We start from the raw sequence: 18,728 nt of genomic DNA on the forward strand, positions 1-18,728 counted from the left end.
CGCCTTTGCACGAATGTCGGCCCGTGGACCCCGCGCGCACCACGGGATGTGGTCGTCGTCAGCCCTCGCCCTCCGATGCCGGCGCCCGCTCCTCCAGGGGGCGGAACTCCTCCTCCCGCCACCAGGGATACAGGGGTGGCATGTCCTTGCTGACCCGGCCCGGGAACGCGGGCGGCCGTTTGGCGAGGAACGACTGGACGCCCTCCACCGGGTCCGGGCCGCCGCCGATCTGGCTCATGATCCGGGAGTCGAGCCGGTGGGCGGCCATCGGGTGGGGTTCGCCCAGCATCCGCCACATCATCTGGCGGGACAGGGCGACGGAGATCGCGGAGGTGTTGTCGGCGATCTCCCGGGCGAGTGCGTACGCCGCCGGCAGCAGTTCCTCCGGCGGGTGCACGGAGCGGACCAGCCCGGCCGCCAGTGCCTCGTCGGGGCCGAAGACGCGGCCCGTGGCCACCCACTCCATGGCCCGCTGCATGCCGACGGCCCGGGGCAGGAACCAGCTCGCCGCCGATTCCGGCACGATGCCGCGGCGGGCGAAGACGAAGCCGAACTTCGCCGAGGTCGACGCCAGGCGGATGTCCATGGGCAGGGTCATGCTGGCCCCGACGCCCGCGGCCGGGCCGTTGATCGCCGCGATCACGGGTTTGGTGCTGGAGAAGATCCGCAGGGCGACCCGGCCGCCGGTGTCCCGGTGCCAGGCGCCCGCCGTGCGGTGGTCGAAGGAGGAGCCGCCCGAGCTGACGTCGGCGCCCGCACAGAAGCCGCGCCCGGCGCCGGTCACCACGATCACCCGGATCTCGTCGTCGGCGTCGGCCGCGTCCAGGACGTCGAGCACGTCGGCCATCATCTGAGGATTGAAGGCATTCAGCTTCTCGGGCCGGTCGAGGGTGACGGTGAGGATCCGGTCCGCCACCTCGGTCCGCACGGTGTCGTACTCCTGCTCCTGCATACGCGTCCTCCGTCACTCCGGTGAGCCGTTTCCAGAAAGCTTAATTAGTTATAGCATTCAACTCTAACGACTCGTTCCTGGCTGATGGATGAACTGACGGCGGTGGAGATGACCGACCTGGTGGTGACGGCTGTCGGCCCGATCCGGCTCATCGAGCTGAACCGGCCCGACCAGCTCAACTCGATGAGCGAGGAGCTGCACTCCGGGCTCGCGTCCCTCTGGGACTCGCTCGCGGCGGACCCGGAGGCCCGGGTGGTCGTCCTCACCGGGCGCGGCCGGGCGTTCAGCGCCGGGGGCGACTTCGACATCATGACCCGGGTGCAGCGCGACCGCGCCTTCCGGGAACAGAACGTCGACGAGGCCCGGCGGATCATCACCGGCATGGTGCGCTGCCCGCTGCCGGTGATCGCGGCCGTCAACGGACCCGCGGTGGGCCTGGGATGCAGCCTGGCCCTGCTGAGCGACCTCGTCCTGATCGCGGACGACGCCCATCTCGCCGACCCGCACGTCCAGGTCGGGCTCGTCGCCGGTGACGGCGGCGCTCTCGTCCTGCCGTTGCTGGTCGGCCTGACCCGCGCGAAGGAACTGCTGTTCCTCGGCGACCGGGTGGGCGCCGAGGATGCGGTCCGGCTGGGCATCGCCAACCGCGCCGTGCCCAGGGACAAGCTCCTGGCCGAGGCCATGGCCCTCGCCGGACGACTGGCCGCCCTTCCCGCGCAGGCACTGCGCGAGACCAAGCGCGCGGTGAACCTGCATCTGGAGCAGGCGCTCGCCACCGTGCTCGAACCCGCCCTGCTCGCCGAGCAGGAGACCATGCACTCGCCGGACCACATCGCCGTCGTCGAGATGATCATCGCGTCCCGCGCCCGTCGCCGGACCCCCGGAGAGGGCTGAGACATGGACTTCGCGTTCAGCGAGGAGCAGGAGGAACTGGGGCGCACCGTACGGGCGTTCCTGACCCACACCTCACCCGAGACCGAGACGCGTCGCCTGATGGAGACGCCCGAGGGCTTCGACCGGGCGCTGTGGCTCCGGATGGGGAGGGAGCTCGGACTGCAGGGCCTCGCGGTCCCCGAGGAGTACGGCGGCGCCGGGTGCGGGCCGGTCGAAGTGGGCGTGGTGATGGAGGAGATGGGCCGCGCGTTGGTGTGTGCACCGTTCCTGTCCTCGGCCGTGCTGGCGACGACCACGCTGCTGCGCTGCGCCGACGAGGACGCCCGCAAGCTCCTGTTGCCGGGCCTGGCCTCCGGTGAACTCGTCGGGACATTCGCCCTGACCGAGGACTCCGCCCGCTGGGACGCGGCGGGGGTCCGGCTCACCGCCCGCGAGAGCAACGGGCGGTGGCTGCTGACCGGGCACAAGACGTTCGTGCTGGACGGCGCCACCGCCGATGTCGTCCTCACCGTCGCCCGCACCGGCGACGGCATCGGAGTGTTCTGCGTGGAGGGCGACGCGGTCGGCCTGACCCGCGCACCGCTGCCCACGCTGGACCCGACCCGCCGCCAGGCCCGCCTCGACTACCAGGACGTACCGGCGACCCGGTTGCGTACGCACGGCGACGGCTGGGAACTGGTCTCGGAGGTGCTCGACCGGGCCGCGGTGGCGCTGGCCGCCGAGCAGGTCGGGGTGGCCTCCCGCGCGCTCGACATGGCGGTGGAGTACGCCAAGGTGCGCCACCAGTTCGGGCGGCCCATCGGCTCCTTCCAGGCCGTCAAGCATCTGCTGGCCGACGTCCTACTGGAGGTGGAGTCGGCACGCGCCGCCGCCCACTACGCCCTTCTCGCCGCCGAGAACGCCGAGAACGCCGCCGACGCCGATCCGGAGCTGCCCGCCGTGGCCAGTCTCGCCAAGGCGTTCTGTTCCGACGCGTGCGTACAGGCGGCGCAGGAGAACATCCAGGTGCACGGCGGCATCGGCTTCACCTGGGAGCATCCGGCCCACCTGTATCTGAAGCGGGCCAAGACGTCACAGCTGCTGTTCGGGGACCCGGCTCACCACCGGGAGCTGCTCGCACGGCGCATCGGCATGGAAACGGAACAGGACGAGGGAGCGGCATGAAGGTCGACGGCAAGCTCAACGTGTGGCGGACCACGGAGGTCGTGGAGGAGGCCCGGCACCACGAGAAGGCCGGCTACGACGCCCTGTGGGCGTCGGAGTCCAAGCACGACCCCTTCCTGCCGCTGGTGCTGGCGGCCGAGCACACCGACCGGCTGGAGGTCGGCACGGCCATCGCGGTCGCCTTCGCCCGCTCCCCCATGCAGCTCGCGTACACCGCGCACGACCTGCAGACCTACTCCGGCGGACGGTTCTCGCTCGGCCTCGGCAGCCAGATCAAGGCGCACATCGAGCGGCGCTTCGACATGCCGTGGAGCCGGCCCGCGGCCCGCATGCGGGAGTACGTGAGCGCACTGCACGCGATCTGGGCCGCCTGGAACGAGGGCGAGAAGCTCAACTTCCGCGGCGACTTCTACTCGCACACCCTGATGTCGCCCTTCTTCTCTCCCCCGCCCGCCCCCGGCGGCGCGCCCAAGGTGTTCGTGGCCGCGGTCGGCCAGGCGATGACCAAAGTGGCCGGCGAGGTCGCCGACGGGCTCCTGGCGCACGGCTTCACCACCGAGCGGTATCTGCGGGAGATGACCCTGCCGACCGTGGAGGCGGGTCTGGCCGCGTCCGGCCGCACGCGGGCCGACTTCGCCGTCTCCCATCTGCTGCTGACCGCGACCGGCCGCACGGAGGAGGAGATGACCCGCGCGGTCGACGGCACCCGCGCCCAGATCGCCTTCTACGGCAGCACACCCGCCTACCGCGGGGTGCTGGAGCTGCACGGGTGGGGCGAACTCGGCGACGAGCTGCACGCGTTGTCGACGTCCCGGCGCGAGGACAAGTGGGAGGCGATGAGCCGCCTCGTCGACGACGAGGTCCTGCACACCTTCGCGGTCGTGGCGGAACCGGAGCGGGTCGCGGGCGAGATCCGTCGCCGGTACGGGGCACTGGTCGACCGGGTGTCCTTCTACACGGCGTACGAGATCGACGCCGAGGTGTGGGAGCCCATCGTGCAGGAGCTGCGCACACCCGAGTGACGGTCAGCCGAGCAGGTCCAGGACGGTGGTCATGGACCTGTTCTGCAGCAGGTAGTCCTCGGCCTCCTGGAGATGGAGGCGCCACAGCTCCTCGGCGGCCTCGGCCCGGCGCTCGGCGACCAGTTCGACGAGCGCGCCGTGGGCGCGGAATCCCCGGCGGTTGGCCCTGATGTTCTCGGGGCTGCCTGCGTCCAGGTCGACGTGGGACCAGTTCGCCTGGTCGATGATGTGCCGGACCATGCCGTTGAGGACGCTCAGCGTCTCGTTGCCCGCCAGTTCGACGACCAGGGCGTGGAACTCCATGTGGGCACGGATGAAGGCCGACGGGTCGTCCATCAGGGCCTCGGCCTCGGCGACGGCGGCCCGCAGCCGCTCCAGGTCCGCGTCCGTCCGCCCCTCGGCCAGCAGTCCGGCGCACGGTGCCTCGATGACCGTACGGGCGTCGTAGACGTCCTTGAGGGTCGTGCCCCGGTATTCCAGGACCACGCCGGCGTACCGGGCCGCGACCGTGCCCTCCGGGGTCTGCACCCGCGCGCCACCCCGGGCGCCCCGGCGCACGCTGATCAGCGACTCCGACTCCAGCACCCGGAACGCCTCGCGCAGCGTCGGCCGCGACACGGCGAACTCCGCCATCAGCGCCGACTCGGCCGGCAGCGCCTCGCCCTCCGCCAGTTCCCCGCGCACGATCTTCCGGCGCAGCTGTGCCGCCACCAGTTCGGCCATCTTGGGGACGCGGACCTTGACACCGTTCACACCGCCACCGCCCCGTCGCCCCGCCGCACTCATCACCGGTCCCACCTCCGTCCGCCCACAGGTGCGGGACACGGCCCGAGCACCGGGTAGACGGTTCACTCTACTAGATAACTGATTTGACTAGGTTATCGAGTTCTCACATTCCCCCGCATCGGTGTCCACCGATACGGTCAACGCTCCGGTACGAAACAGGGCAGTGTGATCTCGTCCGTGAGGGGCCGGAAGTCGACGCGCACGCGCATGCCGATGCCGACGGCCTCCGGATCGCCCGCGTCGACGTGGGAGAGCAGGGTGCCGCCTTCGTCGAGGTCGATCACGGCCAGCGCGAAGGGCGTGTCGAAGCCGGGGCCGGGCGCGCGGTGCACCACGGTCACCGAGTAGACGGTCCCCCGGCCCGCGCTCGGCGCGTAGTGCCAGTCCGGGGCCAGGCACCCGGGGCAGGCGGGCTCGGGGACGAAGAAGCGCAGGTCACAGCTCGGGCAGTAGGGGACGACCAGCTCGCCGCGCCGGGCCGCCTCCCAGAACGGTTCGGACAGTTCACCGGGGACGGGTACGGGCCGGCTCATCGCGCTCTCCCCAGCAGGCTCATCTCGTAGTGCTGCGCACCGGACCCGGCGTTCCCGACGACGGCGAGCTCGGCGCCCTCGACCTGGTGCACGGCGGTGCCGCGCAACTGCCGTACGGCCTCGACGACTTTGAGCGTCATCTGCTGGGTCCCGTTCCAGGCGTAGGACAGGCATCCCCCGTCGGGGTTGACGGGATGCTTGCCACCGACTGCGATGGCGCCACTGGCCGCGAGCGGTCCGCCCTCGCCCTCCCCGCACAGACCGAGTGCCTCCAACTGCCGGATGACCTCGAAGGAGTTGGGGTCGTACAGGGAGAACACGTCCACGTCATGGGGACCGACGCCGGCCATCGCGTAGGCGCGGGTGGCCGCGTCCCGGCCGAGTTGGCCGACCTCCCGGTACAGCGCCGGGTTGGCGTACGCGGCCTGGTGGTACTCCATGCCGCCGCCGAGGACGGCGACGGCCGGGTGCGGCAGGTCGCGGGCCCGTTCGGCGGTGGTGACCACCAGTGCGGCGCCGCCCTCGCCGACGATGCAGCAGTCCAGCAGGTGGAAGGGCGTGGCCACCGTCCGGGAGGCGAGGACGTCGTCGGCGGTGTAGGGCCCGCGCCCGTACATCATCGCCTCCGGGTTGGTGCTTCCGTTGTTGCGGATCGTGGCGGCGACCTCGGCCAGCTGGCGGGAGGTCGTGCCGTACTCGTGCATGTGCCGTGCCGCGACCAGCGCGAACTGGGCGACGACATAGCTGCCCCACACGTCGGCGAACTCCAGGGCCACCCCGGCTCCCACGGGACCGGCTCCGCGCGAGACCAGCTTGCAGCCGCCGACGACGACGGTGTCCGCGTATCCGGCGCTGATGGCGGCGGCCGCCTTCAGCAGGCCTCGTGAGCCGGCGTTGTCGAGCATCGAGTCGCTGGTCCAGCGCAGGTCCCGGCCGAGCATCCGCGCCCAGGAGCTGCCCTCGCCGGGTACGCCGCCGGGGCCGGGCCAGTCGACCTGGGCGCCGTCCACGTCGGCCGGGGTCAGTCCGGCGTCGGCGATCGCGCCGCGTACCGCTTCGAGGGCGAGGTCCATGGCGTCGCGGTCGGGCAGCGTCAGCGCCTGTTCGGTGGCGTGGACGCCGACGACCACGGGTTGGCGGCCGTTCACGAGGTCACCGTCCCGCGCCGAGGGTGTCGCCGCCGGGATAGCCGCCCCCGCCGAAGCGCTCGTCGAGCACCTCGTAGTCCTTGGCGTGGTCCTTCGTGCGCGGCAGGGCCTCGACGAACTCGACCGTCTTCGGCTTCTTGTACGAGGCGATCCGCGCCCGGCAGTGCTCGATGACGTCCGCCGCGGTGACCGGCTCGACGCCCGCCCGGAGCACCACCACGGCCTTCACGTCCTGCGCCCAGCGCTCGTTCGGCACGCCGATCACGGCGGCCTCCTTGACCGCGGGGTGGGACTCGATGCAGTTCTCCACCTCGGCGGGGAAGATGTTCTCCGCGGCCGACTTGAGCATGCGGGTCGTCGTCCCGAGGAAGCTGATCGTGCCGTCGGGCTCGCGCCGGCCGAGGTCGGTGGTGTGCCACCAGCCGAAGCGGAAGCGTTCCTCGTTGATCTCGGGCCGGTTCCAGTAGCCGAGATGCACGAGTTCCCCGCGGACACAGATCTCGCCGGCCTCGCCGACCGCGCACTCCCGGCCGGTGCCGTCCAGGACGCGTACGGCGGTGAAGGGGCCGGGCCGTCCCGCGTTGCCTGCGCCCGCGTCGCCGTAGGCGCCGGTCACCGCGAAGCCGGTCACCTCGGTCTGCCCGTACCCGCGGCCCATGCCGCCGCCGTTGCGGGTGAAGCGGCTCTGATCGGTGGGGACGGTGCCCTCCCAGAGCTGCGCGGCGACGCTCGCGCGCAGGTGGGAGAGGTCGTGGCCGGCCTCGCGGTTGAGGGCGACGAGCTGCGCGATGGTCGGGGGCATCAGGTAGGCGTGGGTGCACTTCTCGCCCGCCAGCAGCGGGAGCAGTTCCTCGGCGACCACGCGGCGCACGACCACGTTCTTGCCGCCGTGGACGAAGGCCGGGACGCCCCAGAACTGGTAGTTGCCGATGTGGAACATGGGGCCGGCGCCGAGGAAGGACGTCTCCGTGCCGATGTCCCCCATCCAGGCGGCGCTCGCGCCCATGGCGAGCAGGTTGCGGTGCGAGAGCATCGAGCCGGACTGCCGGCCGGAGATCGCCGCGGTGTAGATGACCAGCAGGGCCGCGTCGGGGTCGACGTCGGCGACGGGGTCCTCCGCCGAGCCGGAGGCCAGGAAGGACTCGTAGGAGTCGGCGCCGTCGGAGTCGTGCCGCAGCCACAACGCCCGGTGGTCGTCGCCGAGTTCGGCCCGGGCCTTGGCGACCGTGTCCCCGATCTCCTCGTCCTGCCAGACGACGACCGCGGGGTCGAAGTCCTCGACGGCGAAGGCCATCTCGGGCGCTGCCCAGCGCCAGTAGCCGGGGCAGACCATGGCGCCGATCTTCCCGGCGGCGCCGAGCAGCTCCCAGATGCGGAAGGAGTTCTGGCCCAGCCACAGGATGCGGTCGCCGGAGCCGACGCCCGCGTCCGCTAGGGCGCCTGCGAGTCGGTTGGTGCGCTCGTCCAACTGGGGCCAGGTCAGCCGGACGTCGCCGTCGACGAGGGCGACGCGGTCGGGGAAGGACCTTCGGTGCTCACGGATGATGTCGCCGAACGTCAGGCGACGGGCGGAATGCATGCTGTTGGCTCCAAAGGCTCCGGAGAGGTGGGGGCCGTCAGACGCGGCCGATACCCACACCCTTGACGTTGATGAACTCGTCCAGGCCGGCCTTGCCGCCTTCCCGCCCGAACCCGCTCATGCCGACGCCGCCGAACGGTGTGGCAGGCGAAGTGATGGGATTGGGCCCGGGGTTGACGTAGACCGTCCCGGCCCTCAGGCGCGGTACCAGACGGTTGACGCGCGCGATGTCACGGGACTGGATGTAGGCGGACAGGCCGTACGCGCTGTCGTTGGCCAGGGCGACGGCCTGGTCCTCGGTGTCGAACGGGGTGATGGCCAGGACCGGGCCGAAGATCTCCTGCTGGGCGAGATCGCTGCGGTTGTCGACGTCCGCGAAGACGGTCGGCGAGACGAAGTAGCCGTCGGCCGCGAGGTGTTCGCCGCCGAACACGAGCCGGCCCGCACCGTCCTCGACCGCTTTGTCTACCATGCCCCTGACCCGGTCGCGGGCGGCTTCGCTGATGAGGGGCCCGATGTACGTCGTGGGGTCGAGCGGGTCGCCCACGGGCAGGTGGGCGACCACCTCGGCGACCCGCGCGACGACCTCGTCGTAGACCGGGCGCTCCACCAGGAGCCGGGTGGGCAGTGCGCAGCCCTGTCCGGTGTTGCTCATGGCGAAGGCGGCACAGTAGGGGACGACGGTGTCCAGGTCGGTGTCGGCGAAGAGCAGGTTGGCGGACTTGCCGCCGAGCTCGAAGACGACCGGCTTGAGGCTGAGGGCCGCGTCGGCCATGATGCGGCGCGCGGTGGCGGGACCGCCGGTGAAGGACATCTTGTCGACGCCGGGGTGGGTCACCAGGGCCGATCCGGCGTCGCCGAGCCCGGTGACGACGTTGACCACGCCGTCGGGAATGCCCGCTTCGCGGGCCAGGTCGGCGAAGAGCAGCGCGGAGAACGGTGTGGACTCGGCCGGTTTGATGACCACGGTGTTGCCGGCCGCGAGCGACGGGGGGACTTTCATCGCCAGGGACAGGGCGGGAGAGTTCCAGGTGATGATGTGGCCGATGACGCCGTACGGCTCGGCGATGGTGTACTCGACGTTCTCGTGCGGGCTGTAGGCCGCGCCGACCATGCCTTCGGTCTTGTCGGCCCAGCCCGCGTAGTACTCGGTCCACTCGGCGACGTGCGCTCCGACGTTCTCCGCCCAGCCGCCGATGCACACGCCGTTCTCCAGCGGGCAGATCGCCGCGAAGTCGGGGATGTGGTCGCGCAGCAGCCCGGCGAAGCGGGTGAGCAGCCGGCGGCGCTCGGCGGGGCGCATGGTGCCCCATACCTCGAAGGCCTGGCGGGCGGCCGCGACCGCCTGGTCCACCTCGGTGGGGCCGGCCAGCGGGATGGAGGCCTGGACGAGGCCGGTGGCCGGGTTGCGGTGCTCGTAGTGGCCGCCGCTGGTGTCGGTGACGTCCTTGCCGCCGATGACCAGACGCGGCTGCGGCAGGTCGTGCTCGGCTCTGTCCTGGTGCAGCTCCACGTCGACCGTGACCACGGGTACCTCCTAGAGACCGCGCAACACTGCGCACATCCAGGCTAAATAGCTAACCTATTCAGCCAAGCTAGTCAATAAGTTCAGAAGACTCCGGGGCGGGGACCTACAGGCCCAGCGACCGCCCGATGATCTCCAGCATGATCTCCGAGGTTCCGCCGAAGACCCGCTGGACCCGGGTGTCGCGCCAGATGCGCGCGATCTCGTACTCGTTGACGTAGCCGTAGCCGCCGAAGAGCTGCATGCACCGGTCGATGACCTCCCAGCCGGTCTCGGAGGTCCAGTACTTGGCGGCGGCGGCCTCCTCGGCCGTCAGCTCGCCCTGGATCAGGGCCATGATGCAGCCGTCCACGTAGATGCGGGCGGCGTTCAACTTGGCCCTGATGCCGGCGAGCGCGAACCTGTTGGCCTGGAACTCTCCGATGGGCTGCCCGAAGGCGGTGCGGGTCTTGGCGTAGTCGAGCGCCAGCACGTAGGCCCGCTCCGCGGCCGCCAGCGAGGAGACGGCGATGGCCAGCCGTTCGGTGGGGAGGTTGCCCATCATGTGGTAGAAGCCGCGACCCTCCTGCCCGATGAGGTTGTCGGCCGGGACGCGGACCTCGTGGAAGAAGAGTTCGGCGGTGTCCTGGGCCTTCATGCCGACCTTGTCGAGCTTGCGTCCGCGCTCGAAGCCCTCGGCGCCGCGCTCGACGACGATCAGGCTGATGCCCTTGTGGCCGGCCTCCGGGTCGGTCTTGCAGGCGACGATCACCAGGTCCGCCAGGATGCCGTTGGTGATGAACGTCTTGGAGCCGTCGATCACCCACGCGTCGCCGTCCCGGCGGGCGGTGGTGCGGATGCCCTTGAGATCGGACCCGGCGGACGGCTCCGACAGTGCGAGCGCGCAGATCGTCTCGCCGCTGATGACACCGGGCAGCCAGCGGGCCTTCTGCTCAGGTGTGGTGAGGTTCGCCAGATAGGGCGGGAGGACGTCGTTCTGCAGCCCGAGTCCGATGCCGACCGAGCTGGTGGCCGCCATCTCCTCGGCCATGATGGCGTTGTAGCGGAAGTCCCGGACGCCCTGGCCGCCGTACTCCTCGGGGAACTGCCAGCCGATGAGTCCGGCCTTGCCCGCCGCCGCCCACGCGGCCCTGCTCACCTGGCCGTCGCGCTCCCACTGCTCGGCGTGCGGGGCGCATTCGCGCAGGTAGAAGGTGCGGGCGGTCTCGCGGAACAGCTCGTGCTCCTCGGTGAAGATCGTTCGGCGCATGCTCGACTCCACTCAGGCATCTCGCTTATTTAGCTGAAGTAGTTATACGATAGCGCTGTATCGAGGCCTGGGCGAGGGAGGGCGCGTGAGCGTACGGGACAAGGTGGCGCTCGTCACCGGAGCGGGACGCGGTATCGGCGAGGCGATCGCCGACCGACTCGCCGCCCAGGGAGCCGCGGTCGCCGTCTGCGACCTGGACCCGGAGGCCGCCGCCGAGGTCGCCGGCCGACTCGTCGAGCGGTACGCGGTGCGGGCGACGGCGGTCGGCGCGGACATCTCCGACAGCGCGGCCGTGCATGCGGCCGTGAAGCGGGTGACCGTCGAGCTCGGTCCGGTGGACGTCCTCGTCAACAACGCGGCCGTCGACGTCATCGGCCGCTTCGTCGACAGCACCGAGGACACCTGGGACCGGATCATCGACGTCAATCTGCGCGGCACGATCACGATGACCCGGGCCGTGCTGGACTCGATGATCGGGAGCGGGGGCGGCCGGATCGTGCACATCGCCTCGGACGCCGGCCGCGTCGGCTCGTCCGGCGAGGTGGTCTACTCCGCGACGAAGGGCGGGGTCATCGCCTTCGGCAAGGCGCTGGCCCGCGAGGTCGCCCGGCACGGCATCACCGTCAACAGCGTCTGCCCGGGCCCGACCGACACCGCACTGCTCGGACAGGTCGCCGACTACAGCCAGAAGATGTACGACGCGACGGTGCGGGCCATCCCGCTGCGCCGCGTCGCCCGGCCCGACGAGATCGCCTGTGTGGTGGCCTTCCTCGCGTCCGACGACGCCGCCTACATGACCGGGCAGACGCTCTCGGTCAGCGGCGGCCTCACGATGGTCTGAGGTGAACACCGTGCTGCGTGTCGAACTCCGGGACAGAATCGCCGTGTTGACGCTCGACCGGCCGGGGCAGCTCAACGCCCTCGGTTCCGAGACCGCTGAACAGCTGAAACGAGCTCTCGACGACCTCCGCGACAACGACGACGTGCGCGCCCTGGTCATCACCGGCGCGGGACGGGCCTTCTCGGCCGGCGCCGACCTCGGTGAGATCGAGTCGTTCACGGCGCCCGGGGAGTTCCGTGCCTTCGTGGGGCGCCTGACCGAGGCGTTCGCGCTGCTGGAGGACTTCCCCAAGCCGTCGGTGGCGGCCGTCCACGGGTTCGCCTTCGGCGGCGGCCTGGAACTGGCCCTCGCCTGCGACCTGCGGGTGGCCGAGCGCGGCACCCGGCTGGGCCTGCCCGAGATGAAACTCGGCGTGCTTCCGGGCGCGGGCGGCACCCAGCGGCTGCCCCGCCTCCTGCCGCCGGCGATCGCCAAGCAGATGATCCTCACCGGCGAGCCGATCGACGCGGAGCGGGCCCACGCGCTCGGGCTCGTCAACGAACTCGCCGAGCCCGGCGGCGCGCTCAAGACCGCCGAAGCCCTGGCCGCGAAGCTGAGCGCCGGCGCCCCGCTCGCGCTCGCGGCGGGAAAACGGCTGATCGACTACGGGCTCGGCATGGACCTGGAGGCGGCGATCGCGTACGAGCGCGAAACCGTCGCGGTGCTGTTCAGCACCGAGGACCGGTCCGAGGGACTCAAGGCCTTCCGGGAACGCCGACCGGGCGACTTCCGCGGCGTGTAGCAGGCGTGCAAGCGCCCGAGTGATCTGGAGGTGGGCCGTGCGGCCACTGGAGGGCTGTTCCGTGGTGGAGTTGGGCATGTGGGTGGCGGCACCGGCCGCGGCCACCATGCTCGCCGACTGGGGCGCGGACGTGGTGAAGGTGGAGGCGCCGACCGGCGACCCCAACCGCTACACGCTCAAGCACGTCGGCCAGGACATCGACAGCGCGCCCCCGTTCGAGACCGACAACCGCGGCAAACGCGGGATCGTCCTCGACCTGCGCTCGCCGGAAGGCAAGGACGTACTGGAGCGGCTGCTGGATCGCGCCGACGTGTTCGTCACCAACCTCCGGCCGGGTGCCCTGGAACGGCTGGGCCTGTCCCCGGACGAGCTGTGCACCCGCCATCCCCGCCTGGTCGTCGGCACGTTGACGGGCTACGGCTGGACGGGCGCCGAGCGTGACCGCGCCGGGTACGACGTCTCCGCGTTCTGGGCCCGGCCCGGCATCGCCGCCATGCTCAACCCGGCCGGGGAGCCGCCGCCCGGCATCCGGCCCGGACTCGGCGACCGTACGGCTGCGGCCAACCTGGTCGCCGGCGTACTGGCCGCGCTGCTGCGACGCGAACGCACCGGCGAAGGCGGCGTGGTGGACGTGTCCCTGCTGCGGTCCGGCACCTACGCCAACGGGAACGACCTCGCCCTGCAGAACTTCTTCGGCAAGCGCGGCCGTACCCGCCACCGCACCGAGCACGAGTCGCCGCTCTACAACTCCTACCGGGCCGCCGACGACCGCTGGTTCTGGCTGGTCGGCCTCGAGGGCAACCGGCACTGGCCCGGTGTCGTCAAGGCACTCGGGCGCGAGGACCTGGAGACGGACGAACGGTTCGCCACCGGCAAGGCCCGGCGCGGCCACGTACGCGAACTGATCGCCGTGTTCGACGAGGAGTTCGCCGAGCGGCCGCTGGACGAGTGGGCCGAGCGTTTCGACGCCGAGGGGGTGTGGTGGGCGCCCGTGCAGACCCTGGCGGAGGTGGCGGCCGATCCGCAGGCGGAGGCGGTCGGGGCGTTCGTCGAACAGCCAGGCATGGGTGACGCGCCGCCGCTGCGGACGGTGGCGACCCCGGTCGCCTTCTGGGGCGTCGACGAGAAGCCCCGCGGCGGCGCACCGACGCTCGGCGAGCACACCGACGAAGTGCTCCGCGAACTCAACTGAACTCTCAACCCTGGAGGTACGGCGTGGGCATCCTCGACGACAAGGTCGCCATCGTCACCGGCGGCGGAAGAGGCCTTGGCCGGGCGCACTGTCTGGCGCTCGCCGAGGCCGGCGCGACCGTGGTGGTGAACGACCTCGGCTCCGGCATACACGGCGAGCAGACCGGTGACTCCCCCGCCGACGAGGTCGTCGCCGAGATCACCAAGCTCGGTGGCCGGGCGATCGCCAACCACTCCTCGGTGACGGACTGGGCGGCGACCGAGACCATGGTCGCGGACACCGTCGACGAGTTCGGCCGCCTCGACATCGTCGTGAACAACGCGGGCATCGTGCGCGACCGCATGCTGTTCTCGATGACCGAAGCCGAGTTCGACACCGTCATCGCGGTGCATCTCAAGGGCACGTTCGCGCTCACCCGGCACGCGTGTGCGTACTGGCGTGAGGCGTCCAAGCGAGGCGAGCGCGTGGCAGGCCGCGTGATCAACACGACCTCCGGAACCGGCCTGTTCGGCAACCAGGGCCAGTCCAACTACGGGGCCGCGAAGGCCGGGATCGCCGGACTCACCGTTCTCACGGCCCTGGAGATGCGCAAGTACGGTGTCACCGCGAACGCCATCTCACCGATCGCCGCGACGCGGATGACGGACGGGCTGGCCGTCGGCGAGTCCCTCCAGGCCACCGAGGGCTTCGACCCGCGCGACCCGGCCAACGCCTCCGGAGTCGTCGTCTACCTGGCCTCCGACAGCGCGGCCTGGCTGACCGGCCAGGTCCTGCGCATCGAGGGCAACCGCCTCAACCGCCTCCAGGGCTGGACCGTCGCCGCCGTCCACCCCAGCCGGTCAGGACAGGCCCTCACCTACGACGAACTCGTCGACGCCGTACCGCAGTTGTACGGCGCCGTTCCCGTGGGCCGGGCGACGGGCGTCGGCCAGTGAAGGGCCACGACACCGCCGCCCTCGTGCTGCGCGCGACCCTCGGACCGATGCTCTTCGCGCACGGCTGGAACAAGGTCGCCGGACCGGGCGGGCTCAAGGGCACCACGGGCTGGTTCGAGGCGCTGGGCCTCCGGCCGGCCGAGGTGCACGCCCGTATGGCGGCCGGCACCGAGATGGCGGCGGGCGTCGGCATCACGCTCGGCGCCGCCAACCCCCTCCCCGCAGCGGCGGCCGTCGGCCTGATGACCGTGGCCGCGCGCACCGACCACCGCGGCAAGGGCTTCTTCGTCTTCAAGGGTGGCTGGGAGTACGCCGGCGTCGTGGGCGGCGCGGCCGTCGCACTGGCCGCGCTGGGCAACGGCCGGTACTCGCTGGACGGCCTGCTGCACCGCCGACGCGCCGACACGCGGCACGCGTTGCTGGCGGCCGGGATCGGCACCGCGAGCGCGGCGGCACTGCTGGCACTGTGCTACCGGCCGGAGCGCGAGCCGGACGAGACAGATCGATGAGACCGATGAGGGCAACAAGGGAGAGTCGACATGGACGCGGCTGACTTCAGCGCGGTGCTGTCCGAGGTCCGGCGTTTCGTGCGGGACCGTGTCGTGCCGCTCGAGGCGGAGATCGACGAGAAGGACGAGATGCCCCCGGACATCCGCGAGGCGGCCAAGAAGATGGGTCTGTTCGGTTTCGCGCTCCCCGAGGAGTACGGCGGACTGGGTCTGTCGATGCTCGAAGAGGCCCGGTTGATGTTCGAGCTGGGCTACACGACCCCGTCGCTGCGCTCGATGTTCGGCACCAACAACGGCATCGCGGGTCATGTCCTCATGGTCGGCGGTACGGAGGAACAGAAGGCTCAGTGGCTGCCGAGGATCGCGTCGGGTGAGGTTCTGGCGTCGTTCGCGCTCACCGAGCCGGAGGCCGGTTCCGACCCCTCGACGCTCACCACGAAGGCACATCTCGACGGCGACGACTGGGTGATCAACGGCGCGAAGCGCTACATCACCAACGCCCCGCTCGCCGACGTGTTCATGGTCTTCGCCCGCACCGACCCCGACGCACCGCGCACCCGCGGCATCTCCACCTTCCTGGTCCCGGCCGGCGCCGCCGGTCTCACCGTGGCTCCCAAGGACCACAAGATGGGCCAGTTCGGCGCCTGGACCGCGGACGTGTACTTCGACGACGTCCGCGTGCCGGCCTCCGCGCTCGTCGGCGGCGAGGACGGCCTGAACCGCGGCTTCGGCACCGCGATGGGCTGTATCGCGCACGGACGGGTCCACATCTCCGCGCTGATGGTCGGCATGGCCGAGCGCCTGGTCGACGAGTCCGTGGCGTACGCGAGCACCCGCAAGCAGGCCGGGAGGACCATCGGCTCCTTCCAGCTCGTCCAGGGCTTGATCGCGGACTCGCAGACCGACTACTACGCGGGCCGCGCCACCGTCCTGGAGGCCGCCCGCGCCTTCGACGCCGACACGGACACCAAGATCGGGCCGTCCTGCACGAAGTACTTCGCCAGCGAGATGGTGTGGCGGGTCGCGGACCGCGCCGTGCAGATCCACGGCGGCGCGGGCTACATGCGCGGAGTCGCCGTCGAGCGCTTCTACCGCGATGCCCGGCTGTTCCGCATCTACGAGGGCACCAGCCAGATCCAGCAGGTCATCATCGCGAAGGCACTGCTGGGGGAGGCGGCGCGCGGCTGAGCGCCACATGGGTGAGGGGCTCCGGGTCACCCGGAGCCCCTCACCCATGTGGCGTCTGTCAGATCCCGAGCCTGTCCAGCAACCGCTCGTGGTACACCGCCGGGCCCCCGAACAGCAGCTGCGAGGACTTGGCCCGTCGGAAGTACAGATGGGCCGGATGCTCCCAGGTGAACCCGATGCCACCGTGGACCTGGATGTTCTCCGTAGCGGCGACCATGTACGCCCGTGAGCAGGAAGCGTGCGCCACGGCCGCGGCAACGGGGAAGTCCGGGGAACCCTCGTCGGCCAGCCGCGCCGCCTCACGGGAGGACGCTTCGGCCAGCTCCACCTGGACGAGCATGTCGGCGCACTTGTGCTTGACCGCCTGGAAGGAGCCGATCGGCCGGCCGAACTGATGACGGACGCGGGCGTGGTCCGCGCTCGCCTCCAGGCACCGCCGTGCCCCGCCCGCCTGTTCGGCGGCCAGCCCGACCGAGGCGATGTCGAGGACCCTGGCCATGATGCGGCCGCCCACCCCCTCCGACCCCACGAGGGTCGCGGGCACGGCGTCCAGGGTCACCCGGGCCATGGCCCGGGTGGCGTCCAGCGTCTCCATCGGTTCCGCCGTGAGTCCCGCGGCGTCCCGCTCCACCGCGAAGAGCGTGGGGCCTGCCACGGTACGGGCGACGACGAGGATCAGGTCTGCCGTCGTACCGTCGACGACGAAGCACTTGCGGCCCCGTACGGTCCAACCGCCGCCGTCGCCGTCCGGCACGGCGCGCGCGGAGACCATGGCGGGGTCCCAGGAGCCGTGGTCCTCGGCGACGGCGAGGGTGGCCGTGGTGCGTCCGGCGGCGATGCCGGGGAGGAGGCGTGCGCAGGCCTCTTCGTCCCCCGAGGCCAGCAGGGCGTGGGCAGCCAGGAGGACGGTGGCGAAGAAGGGCGCGCAGAACAGCGCGCGGCCCATCTCCTCCAGGACGACGCCGAGTTCGACAAGGCCGAAGCCGTCACCGCCGTACTCCTCCGGGATCGCAAGGGCCGGCAGCCGCAGTTGGTCGGCCGCCTGGGACCACACGGCCGGGTCGAAGCGAGGTTCGCTCTCCATGAGCTTGCGCACGGCATCCTCCGGCGACTTGGCATCCATGAACTCCCGTACGGATGCCCGCAGTTCCCGCAATTCGCTCTCGTCGGCGGTCACGGCCGCACCTCCTTGGCAGCGGCGGTCACCGGTTCCTTGGGCAGGCCCAGGATCCGTTCCGCGAGGATGTTCTTCATGATCTCCTCGGTGCCGCCGAGGATGCGCAACGCCGGTGTGGCGAGGAGGAGTTCGGTCCAGGCGTACGTGCCCCACTGGCCGGTGTCGGCGATCGCGCGCGGGCCGAGGGCGTCCGCCACGAAGTGGGCGGCACGGGTGAGGTTCTGGGCGTACATCAGCTTGGACACGGACATCTCGGGGCCCGGCGCCACCCCGCCGCGCAGCTTGCGCAGGGCGCGTTCGTTGAGATGCCGGGTGGCCATGACGTCCACGAGGAGTTCGGCGAGGCGGGCGCGCAGGGCGCGGTCGTCCCACGTCCAGGTGGCGCGCATGAGCGCGGAGAGCCGGTCCGGGGACAGGGCGGCGGCCACCGGACCGACTCCCTCGCTGCCGACGGTCGCGCGCTCGTTCATCAGGGTGGTCAGGGCGACGGTCCAGCCGCCGTCGACCTCGCCGAGCCGGTGGTCGTCGGGGACCCGTACGTCGGTGAGGAAGACCTCGTTGAAGTCCGCGCCGCCGGTCATCTGCCGCAGCGGCCGGACCTCGACTCCGGGGGCGTCCATGGGGACGAGGAACGCCGTGATGCCGCGGTGCTTGGGCGCGTCCGGGTTCGTCCGGGTGAGGGCGAGGCCGATCTGGCTGTGCTGGGCGACCGAGGTCCACACCTTCTGCCCGTTCAGCACCCAGTCCTCGCCCTCGCGGACGGCCCGGGTCGCCACGCTCGCCAGGTCGGATCCTGCCCCGGGCTCGCTGAACAGCTGGCAGGCGATGGCGTCTCCGCGGTACATCGCGGGCAGCCAGCGGTCCTTGACGTGCGGTTGGGCGTGGGCGAGGAGCGTCGGCCCGATCATGCCGAGGCCCACCACGCTCAGCACGCCGGTGTCGGCCACGTCGTACTCGGATTCGACGGCGTCGTACAGCAGGTCGTGGACCGGGGTCAGGCCCCGGCCGCCGTACTCCACCGGTCCCGTGATCCAGCCGAAGCCGTTCTCGTGGCGGATCCGCTGCCACAGGCGTGCCCGGCGGACGTGCTCGTGCTCCTCCTCGGGCGGGAGGCTGCTGAAGTACGCCATCGAGTCGTCGCCCTCGCCCCAGGTGAAGGCGGTGCGGTCGGGGGCCTTCGCCGCGTGCGCGTCGAGGAAGCGGCGCGCCTCGGCGGCGAAGTCCTGCATGTCCTGTTCCATGGCGGGTCCCTG

Annotated in this window: 18 protein-coding genes; 9 read left to right on the forward strand and 9 right to left on the reverse strand. The window is 71.3% G+C overall.

The window, feature by feature from the left end:
• Nucleotides 1-58: 58 nt before the first annotated feature.
• Nucleotides 59-952, reverse strand: coding sequence for a crotonase/enoyl-CoA hydratase family protein (locus BG482_RS03040; protein WP_069767243.1), 894 nt, complete (start codon nt 950-952; stop codon nt 59-61).
• Between the two features lie 84 nt (nt 953-1,036).
• Between BG482_RS03040 and BG482_RS03045 the strand changes: the two genes are divergently transcribed.
• The 3 genes from BG482_RS03045 to BG482_RS03055 are packed head-to-tail and all read left to right on the forward strand — an operon-like array spanning nt 1,037 to nt 4,032.
• Nucleotides 1,037-1,846 (forward strand): enoyl-CoA hydratase/isomerase family protein, encoded by an 810-nt coding sequence (locus BG482_RS03045; protein WP_069767244.1) that lies wholly within the window; start codon nt 1,037-1,039, stop codon nt 1,844-1,846.
• A 3-nt stretch (nt 1,847-1,849) separates the two neighbouring features.
• Nucleotides 1,850-3,010: an acyl-CoA dehydrogenase family protein gene (locus BG482_RS03050; RefSeq protein WP_069767245.1), complete on the forward strand. Its 1,161-nt coding sequence runs from the start codon at nt 1,850-1,852 to the stop codon at nt 3,008-3,010.
• Nucleotides 3,007-4,032: a TIGR03617 family F420-dependent LLM class oxidoreductase gene (locus BG482_RS03055; RefSeq protein ID WP_069767246.1), complete on the forward strand. Its 1,026-nt coding sequence runs from the start codon at nt 3,007-3,009 to the stop codon at nt 4,030-4,032. The genes BG482_RS03050 and BG482_RS03055 overlap by 4 nt, the downstream gene beginning before the upstream one ends.
• 3 nt (nt 4,033-4,035) lie before the next feature.
• Here BG482_RS03055 and BG482_RS03060 read toward each other — a convergent pair whose 3' ends face one another.
• The 6 genes from BG482_RS03060 to BG482_RS03085 form a co-directional block, all read right to left on the reverse strand.
• Entirely contained in the window at nt 4,036-4,785 is a 750-nt protein-coding gene (locus tag BG482_RS03060) for a FadR/GntR family transcriptional regulator (protein WP_069767247.1), read from the reverse strand.
• 170 nt (nt 4,786-4,955) lie between these two features.
• Nucleotides 4,956-5,351 (reverse strand): Zn-ribbon domain-containing OB-fold protein, encoded by a 396-nt coding sequence (locus BG482_RS03065; protein WP_069767248.1) that lies wholly within the window; start codon nt 5,349-5,351, stop codon nt 4,956-4,958.
• Complete coding sequence (locus BG482_RS03070) at nt 5,348-6,499, reverse strand: thiolase family protein (RefSeq protein WP_069767249.1); 1,152 nt, start codon at nt 6,497-6,499, stop codon at nt 5,348-5,350. Before BG482_RS03070 ends, BG482_RS03065 begins: the two co-directional genes overlap by 4 nt.
• A 4-nt stretch (nt 6,500-6,503) precedes the next feature.
• A complete protein-coding gene (locus BG482_RS03075) occupies nt 6,504-8,078 on the reverse strand; it encodes an AMP-binding protein (RefSeq protein ID WP_069767250.1) in 1,575 nt (524 codons plus the stop codon).
• A 37-nt stretch (nt 8,079-8,115) separates the two neighbouring features.
• The gene (locus BG482_RS03080; RefSeq protein ID WP_069767251.1) at nt 8,116-9,606 is read right to left on the reverse strand and encodes an aldehyde dehydrogenase; all 1,491 of its coding nucleotides are present in this window, start codon (nt 9,604-9,606) and stop codon (nt 8,116-8,118) included.
• A 103-nt stretch (nt 9,607-9,709) separates the two neighbouring features.
• Nucleotides 9,710-10,852, reverse strand: a complete 1,143-nt coding sequence (locus tag BG482_RS03085; RefSeq protein WP_069767252.1) for an acyl-CoA dehydrogenase family protein — start codon at nt 10,850-10,852, stop codon at nt 9,710-9,712.
• 85 nt (nt 10,853-10,937) lie between these two features.
• Between BG482_RS03085 and BG482_RS03090 the strand changes: the two genes are divergently transcribed.
• Genes BG482_RS03090 through BG482_RS03115 form a run of 6 tightly spaced genes read left to right on the forward strand, consistent with a single transcriptional unit; the run spans nt 10,938 to nt 16,298 of the window.
• Nucleotides 10,938-11,693, forward strand: a complete 756-nt coding sequence (locus BG482_RS03090) for an SDR family NAD(P)-dependent oxidoreductase (protein WP_069767253.1) — start codon at nt 10,938-10,940, stop codon at nt 11,691-11,693.
• 1 nt (nt 11,694) lies between these two features.
• Nucleotides 11,695-12,474: an enoyl-CoA hydratase/isomerase family protein gene (locus BG482_RS03095; protein WP_069767254.1), complete on the forward strand. Its 780-nt coding sequence runs from the start codon at nt 11,695-11,697 to the stop codon at nt 12,472-12,474.
• Nucleotides 12,475-12,511: 37 nt separating this feature from the next.
• The gene (locus BG482_RS03100) at nt 12,512-13,666 is read left to right on the forward strand and encodes a CaiB/BaiF CoA-transferase family protein (RefSeq protein ID WP_079141548.1); all 1,155 of its coding nucleotides are present in this window, start codon (nt 12,512-12,514) and stop codon (nt 13,664-13,666) included.
• A 23-nt stretch (nt 13,667-13,689) separates the two neighbouring features.
• Nucleotides 13,690-14,601 (forward strand): SDR family NAD(P)-dependent oxidoreductase, encoded by a 912-nt coding sequence (locus BG482_RS03105; RefSeq protein ID WP_069767256.1) that lies wholly within the window; start codon nt 13,690-13,692, stop codon nt 14,599-14,601.
• Nucleotides 14,598-15,110, forward strand: a complete 513-nt coding sequence (locus BG482_RS03110; RefSeq protein ID WP_069767257.1) for a DoxX family protein — start codon at nt 14,598-14,600, stop codon at nt 15,108-15,110. The genes BG482_RS03105 and BG482_RS03110 overlap by 4 nt, the downstream gene beginning before the upstream one ends.
• Nucleotides 15,111-15,140: 30 nt before the next feature.
• A complete protein-coding gene (locus BG482_RS03115) occupies nt 15,141-16,298 on the forward strand; it encodes an acyl-CoA dehydrogenase family protein (RefSeq protein ID WP_069767258.1) in 1,158 nt (385 codons plus the stop codon).
• A gap of 58 nt (nt 16,299-16,356) precedes the next feature.
• Here BG482_RS03115 and BG482_RS03120 read toward each other — a convergent pair whose 3' ends face one another.
• Nucleotides 16,357-17,475 (reverse strand): acyl-CoA dehydrogenase family protein, encoded by a 1,119-nt coding sequence (locus tag BG482_RS03120; RefSeq protein WP_069767259.1) that lies wholly within the window; start codon nt 17,473-17,475, stop codon nt 16,357-16,359.
• Nucleotides 17,472-18,716: an acyl-CoA dehydrogenase family protein gene (locus tag BG482_RS03125; protein ID WP_069767260.1), complete on the reverse strand. Its 1,245-nt coding sequence runs from the start codon at nt 18,714-18,716 to the stop codon at nt 17,472-17,474. Before BG482_RS03125 ends, BG482_RS03120 begins: the two co-directional genes overlap by 4 nt.
• Nucleotides 18,717-18,728 lie beyond the last annotated feature (12 nt).

The organism is Streptomyces sp. LUP30, assembly GCF_001746365.1.
Taxonomy (GTDB): Bacteria; Actinomycetota; Actinomycetes; order Streptomycetales; family Streptomycetaceae; genus Streptomyces.

What these genes read in the sequence shown, in the direction of transcription:
- BG482_RS03085 (WP_069767252.1), bottom strand. Translation starts at nt 10,852, where the DNA reads ATGCGCCGAACGATCTTCACCGAGGAGCACGAGCTGTTCCGCGAGACC.
- BG482_RS03115 (WP_069767258.1), top strand. Translation starts at nt 15,141, where the DNA reads ATGGACGCGGCTGACTTCAGCGCGGTGCTGTCCGAGGTCCGGCGTTTC.
- BG482_RS03040 (WP_069767243.1), bottom strand. Translation starts at nt 952, where the DNA reads ATGCAGGAGCAGGAGTACGACACCGTGCGGACCGAGGTGGCGGACCGG.
- BG482_RS03055 (WP_069767246.1), top strand. Translation starts at nt 3,007, where the DNA reads ATGAAGGTCGACGGCAAGCTCAACGTGTGGCGGACCACGGAGGTCGTG.
- BG482_RS03045 (WP_069767244.1), top strand. Translation starts at nt 1,037, where the DNA reads ATGGATGAACTGACGGCGGTGGAGATGACCGACCTGGTGGTGACGGCT.
- BG482_RS03125 (WP_069767260.1), bottom strand. Translation starts at nt 18,716, where the DNA reads ATGGAACAGGACATGCAGGACTTCGCCGCCGAGGCGCGCCGCTTCCTC.
- BG482_RS03050 (WP_069767245.1), top strand. Translation starts at nt 1,850, where the DNA reads ATGGACTTCGCGTTCAGCGAGGAGCAGGAGGAACTGGGGCGCACCGTA.
- BG482_RS03075 (WP_069767250.1), bottom strand. Translation starts at nt 8,078, where the DNA reads ATGCATTCCGCCCGTCGCCTGACGTTCGGCGACATCATCCGTGAGCAC.
- BG482_RS03065 (WP_069767248.1), bottom strand. Translation starts at nt 5,351, where the DNA reads ATGAGCCGGCCCGTACCCGTCCCCGGTGAACTGTCCGAACCGTTCTGG.